Source organism: Nocardiopsis sp. TNDT3, from assembly GCF_003427465.1.
Lineage (GTDB): Bacteria > Actinomycetota > Actinomycetes > Streptosporangiales > Streptosporangiaceae > Nocardiopsis > Nocardiopsis dassonvillei.
The window spans coordinates 1-6,016 of the sequence record NZ_QPFC01000137.1; the positions used below are offsets into that span (position 1 = coordinate 1).

2 protein-coding genes and 1 pseudogene are annotated in these 6,016 nt (G+C 74.0%); all 3 read right to left on the reverse strand.

Translation table 11 applies throughout. The annotated features are described in order from the left end of the window. Positions 1–207 (reverse strand): annotated as a pseudogene (locus tag DQW06_RS29405) (RDD family protein); the annotation flags it as partial. Positions 208–391: 184 nt separating this feature from the next. Beyond that, positions 392–4,390 carry a type VII secretion protein EccCa gene (eccCa, locus tag DQW06_RS03945; protein ID WP_117197979.1) on the reverse strand — a complete coding sequence of 1,333 codons (3,999 nt, stop codon included), beginning with the start codon at positions 4,388–4,390 and terminating at the stop codon, positions 392–394. Positions 4,391–4,540: 150 nt separating this feature from the next. Then, the gene (locus tag DQW06_RS03950) at positions 4,541–5,974 is read right to left on the reverse strand and encodes a DUF6177 family protein (protein WP_117197980.1); all 1,434 of its coding nucleotides are present in this window, start codon (positions 5,972–5,974) and stop codon (positions 4,541–4,543) included. Positions 5,975–6,016: the final 42 nt, after the last annotated feature.

Below are 6,016 nucleotides of genomic sequence, written 5' to 3' on the forward strand. Positions count from 1 at the left end.
GTAGTAGCCCTGATGACCGTGCGCGTAAGGGGTCTGGTGGGGCGGGGGGTACATGGAGGGCTGCGGCGGCGCCGCATACGCGGGCGCGGGCGGGACCTGGTACCCGGACGGCGCGTAGGGGTCCTGGTAGGCGGGCTGGACGTCGTACCCCGCGTACGGGGAACCGTGCTCCGGCTGTCCACCGGCGGGCTGCTGCGGGGGCTGCATGGCTCTCCTGCCGAATGTCGTCAGGTGCTTTCGGGGGCGTCGGGGCGCCACGGAGCGGGGGGCCGTGGCGTGCGTTCTGTCCGATGCCGTGGACACGGGCGCGGTTCGGGAGAACACCGGCTGTCCGCGATCCCCCGAAGCGCGCCCGTACTCTACTCCCGCCCCCCGACAGCGGCCGGTGCCGTCACGGCCGCTCCTCGTGCGGCTCGCGCAGCGCGGTCTGCACCAGCCGCGACGAACCGCCGCGGGTCACCCACTTGCCGCGCCCGGGGGGCTGGCTGGCCGCGTAGACCCGGGGCAGGATCTGGCCCTCACTCCGGTCGCCGGACATCACCAGGGCGCTCGTGCCGATCTCGCGCATGGCCTGCACCAGCGGGTCGTACATCCCGCGCCCCGCACCGGCCACCCGGCGCGCCACCACGAAGTGCAGGCCGATGTCGCGGCCGTTGGGCACGAACGGGACGAACGGCGCCAGCGGCTTCTGGCCCGCCGTGGTGAGCACGTCGTAGTCGTCGGCGAGCACCACGATGCGCGGACCCTTGAACGAGCCCGGTTCCAGGGAGTCCACGTCCCCGTCCTCGGGCAGGCGGCCCTCGACCTCCTTGGCCACGCCGCCCGCCAGCCCCGCGCACACGCGGGGGTTGCTCGCGTACCCGCCCATGTACTCCTCGGGCACCACGCCCCGCAGGGTCCGGCGCGGGTCCATCACGGCGAACACCACCTCGTCGGAGGAGTAGCGCGCCACGAGGCCCTCGGCGACCAGCCGCAGCAGGTTGGTCTTGCCGCACTCCCCGTCGCCCATGACGAGCAGGTTCTGGTCCCGCTCGAACAGGTCGAGCAGCACCGGTTCCAGGGCGCGCTCGTCCACGCCGATCGGCACCGCCTTGGGCTCGGACTCCGCCGTGGGCAGGGTCCGGGCGGACAGCCGGTGCGGCAGGATCCGCACCTGGGGCGCACGCGTGCCCCGCCAGGCCCGGTCCACCGCGCGCACGGCCTTCTCCACGACCTCGCCCAGGTTGTCGTTGTCGGCCACCCCGTCGAACCGGGGCAGCGCCGCCTGGCCGAACAGCTCGCCGTCGGTCAGCACCCGACCGGGGGTCCTGGCGCTGATCGTCTCCGAGAGCTTGCGGTCGATCGTGGAGTCCGAGGCGTCGTTGAGGTGCAGCTCCACCTTCTGCCCGAAGTTGGACTGGGCGGCGATGCGCACGTCGTTCCAGCGCAGCATCCCGGCCACCACGTGGACGCCGAACCCGCCACCGCGCTGGAGCAGCTCGGTCACGATCGGGTCGATGTCCTCGAAGTCCTTGCGCAGCGCGCCGAAACCGTCCACGACGAACACCACGTCGGCGCTGGCCAGCTCGGGGACCTCGCCGCGCGCGTGCATCCGGCGCAGCTGGGCGACCGAGTCGATCCCGCGCTCGCGGAACACCGTCTGGCGGTGTTCGAGCATGCCCTGGACCTCCTCCACCGTGCGGCGCACCCGCTCGGCGTCGGTGCGCACCGCCACGCCGCCCACGTGCGGCAGCGCCGCCAGGGACTGCATGCCGCCGCCCATGAGGTCCAGGCAGTACACGGCCGCCTGGGCGGGGGTGTGCGTGAGCGCCAGCGACAGCACCAGCGTGCGCAGCAGGGTGGTCTTGCCGCTCTGCGGGCCGCCGATGATCGCGGCGTGGCCGCCGGACGCGGTCAGGTCGAGCTTCCACACGCCCTGCCACTGCTTGGTGGCGTCGTCCAGCAGGCCGAGCGGCACGCGCATCGCCTCGTGCTCGCCGGGCAGCCGCAGCCCGCGGTCGCTCTCCTCCGGCTCGCCCGCCACCGCGTCCAGCGTGGTCGCGGACGGCAGGGGCGGCAGCCAGATCTCCCGGGTCCGCTCGCCGTGCCTGCCGAACTGGCCGACCATCACGTCCAGCAGGGTCGGGCCCACCGTGCGGGAGGGCATGGGCACGTCCTCGCCGGAGGACCCGGAGGCCGCGGCCTCCACAGGCTCGGCGTCGGCGTTGTAGGCGGTGTAGCGGCGCACCGACGGGGTGCCCTCGGTGGGCTCCTCCTCCGCCACCGGGCCGCGGTAGGCGCCGGAGACGTACCCCGCCTTGAAGCGCTGGTAGACGCTGGTGTCCACCTTCAGGTAGCCGAACCCGGGCAGGGAGGGCAGGTGGAAGGCGTCGGGGGTGTTGAGGACGGTGCGGCTCTCCTCCTCGGAGAAGGTGCGCAGACCCAGCCGGTAGGACAGGTAGGTGTCCAGGCCGCGCAGCTTGCCGCCCTCGATGCGCTGGCTGGACAGCAGCAGGTGCACGCCGATGCTGCGCCCGATGCGGCCGATGGACAGGAACAGCTCGATGAAGTCGGGGCGTGCGGTGAGCAGCTCGCCGAACTCGTCGATGATCACCAGCAGGTGCGGCAGCGGCGGCAGGCTCGGGTCGTGCTCGCGCTTGTAGGTGTAGTCGCCGATGTTGGACACGTTCCCGGCGTCGCGCAGCACCTGCTGGCGGCGCTGCACCTCGCCGGACAGGCTCGCGTACACGCGCTCGATCAGCGCGGCGTCGTCCTCCAGGTTGGTGATCACCCCGGCCACGTGCGGCATGTCCTCGAACGGGGCGAACGTGGCGCCGCCCTTGTAGTCGACCAGGACCATGCTCACCCGCTCGGGCGGGTGCGAGGCGGCCAGCGCCAGCACGAGGGTGCGCAGCATCTCGCTCTTGCCCGAACCGGTGGCGCCCACGCACAGGCCGTGCGGTCCCATGCCCAGCTGCGCGGACTCCTTGAGGTCCAGCACCACGGGCTGGCCCATGTCGTCCACACCGATGGGCACGCGCAGGAACGCCCGCTCGCTGCGCGGCGCCCACAGGCGCGGCACGTCCATGGAACCGGGGTCCTGGACGCCCATCATCGCGGGGAAGTCGACGCTGCCGCCCTCCTGCGCCGTCTCCTCGATCGACTCCGGGGACAGGCGCAGCGGGGCCAGCATGCGGGCCAGGCCGGTGAGGGTGGCGTCGGAGACGTCGTCCACGGTGCCGGTGGTGACCACGGGGTCGGCACCGCGCAGCTCCTCGACGCGGACCTGGTCGCCGGTGACCGTGACGCGCACGTTCACGTCGCTGGGCTCGTCGATCTGGCGGGACACCAGGTGCAGCACGGTCACGCCCAGGTCGACGGGGTCCACGGCGTGGTCGGGCCGGACCAGCTCGGCGGCCACGTCGCCGTGGGTGTCGTGGACGACCAGGAGCCTGCGCAGCATCCGGTACGCCTCGCGCTTGCCCATGCCCCGGCGGACCTCGGAGGCGAAGTCGGTGCGCGAGCGCAGTTCGTCCGCGAGCAGGCCGCCCAGCTTGACCGGGTCGGGGGCGATCAGGCGGACGGCGGCGCCGCCCTCGCGGCGCTGCGGGTCCAGGACCTGGGGCAGCCACGGCAGCCAGGACCAGTCCTCGGCCCTGTCCGCGGGGTAGGACACCGCCAACCCGGCGTCCTCGGGGGCGTGGAAGGCGCCGAACTGGGCGGCGAGGGCGCGCACCACGCGCATCACGTCCTCGCGCTCGCCGATCACGCTGACGTTCCCGGCCATGTCCAGGGGCAGGGTCAGCGGCATCTCGGGGACCGAGGCGAACCGCCGGATGGCGGCCTGCGCCTCGGAGAGCATGAACGGGTCGGTGGGCATGAGGGCGGTGCCCTGCTCGGCGAGCCGCAGGGGGCGGCCCTCGGTCAGGCCGGTGCCCACCCGCACCCGCAGGAAGTCGCGGTGCCTGCGGCGGCGCTCCCAGAGCCGGGTGGGGTCGCGGATGACGTCGTACAGGGCCTCGGGCGGCGGGTCGAGCAGCCGGGCGTGGGCGCGGGTGCCCTGCTCCCAGGCGGTGAGCTCCTCGCGCAGTTCCTCCAGGTACTGCAGGTACAGCTCGCGCTGGTTGCGGCGCTGCCGGGCGACCTGGCCGCGCCGGGAGAAGAGCATGACCACGGCGGCGAGGAGGGCCACCACGAGGAGGACGCCGCCCAGCGCGATGAAGGCCGGGTTGCGCATGACCATCATGATGGTCATCGACGCCAGCATGCCGACCATCGGCAGGATGGTCATCAGCGGGTTGCCCTGGGCGTTGCCGTCGGGCAGGGTCGGCGGGGCCTCCACCTCGTGCGGTTCCTGCACCGGAGTGGGATGGACGGTTCGTGTCGGCCGGTGCACGACGCGAAGGCTCATCGGCTTTCCTCTCGGCGCAGGGATGGGAAGACGAGGGCGCGGGGGCTGCGCGGGGGCGGAAAAATCCTATCGAAGACGGTGTCGGAGGGGCTTTTCGCGTACGGGCGGCTCCGGTCGGCGCCCGGCCGCGTGCACGGCCGCGGCCGCGGGTCAGCCCGCGCGGGCCCCGTCGGGGTGCAGGTGGTCCATGAGCTCGCGGAAGCGCTGCCAGCCGTCCGGCTCGGTGCCGTCCCCGACCCGGTACCAGACCGAGGGCGTGAGCGGCGGGCCGAACGGCACCCCGCGCACCGGAGCGGACAGCGCCCGGTCGGTGCCGATCGAGGAGACGCCCTCCACCCCCACGGCCAGGCCGACCGGCAGGGGGAGGCCGCACCAGCGGGGCTCGTGGGTCAGGTCCGGCCGCCCGGCCGCGCGCCGCACCGTCATGGTCCGCAGCACATCGCGTTCGGTGAGTGTACGGACTACCGACGACAACGCGTCCAGGTCGTGCTCCTCGCCCGCGGGCCGGGCCACCGCGAACGAGACGCTCTCACGCACCCCGTGCGCGGTGCGCATCACCCGCTGGGTGCCGCAGAAGGGGAGCACACCCTCCTCGCGCACGCCCTCGGGAGGGCCGGTGAACACGAACCAGGTCTGCCCGGGCGCGCGTTCGCGGCACAGCCGGGTCAGCGCCGCCCGGTTCCACTCCTGGGGGAGGGGCTCGCTGGTGCCCCAGAGCGCGGGGGCGCGGCCGCCCAGGCGCTCGGCGAGCAGTTCGGCGGCCTCGCCCAGGACCAGGCCGTTGTCGGCGGGGTGCTCCGCCTTCAGTTCGACGAGCAGGTGGGAGCCGGTCCCCTCCACATCCTCGGCCCGGGCGCGGAACGCCTCGTGCGGCCCGTCCTCGGCCCGGGCGCTCCGGTCCAGGACGAAGGCCTCCCGTTCGTCCCAGACCAGGGGCACCCCGGAGAACCCGTCGTAGTAGGCGCCGTCGGGGGCCTGGACCACCCAGCGGGCGGTGGGGTCGGCCAGCACCGAGTGCAGTGCGTGGGTGAGGCGGCTGGTGGAGGGGGTGACGACCTGGAGGCGCAGGCCCTCGCGCCCGTGGGCGGCGACGGTGTCCACGAGCCAGGGGGACATGGGGACCAGGGGGCGGTCCTGCACCACGACCACGGCCCTGTCGGTGCGGGCGGTGACGGCGGGGTGGTCGGTGGAGCCGTCCAGGAAGGCGTCGCCGCGGGAGAGCCGCGGCTCGGGCTCCCACACGACGCCGCCGAGCCGGTCCGCGAGGTCGCGGACGAAGCGGCCGACGGCCCCGGCGGTGTCGGTGTCCGCGAGTTCGGCGCCGCGCGCCTCCACCCAGTAGGGCTGGGCGGGCAGGTCGTCGACCATGCCGTCGGACAGGAGCCGTTCGGCCTCGGCTGACAGGGCCAGGCGCTGGGCCGCCTGCATGGCGGCGACCAGGCGGCCCCCGGCGTCGAGCAGTTCGACCACGGCGCCGTCGGCCGCGAACCGCACCCGGAGGTCGGGTCCGGCGGCGACCAGGGCCTTGGTCAGGGCGCGCCGGTCGGGAGGGCTGGCCAGAAGGGCGACCGCGTCGTGGCTCAAGGGATCTCCTCAACACTCCGGGGGAGGGCGGTACTGGGAGGG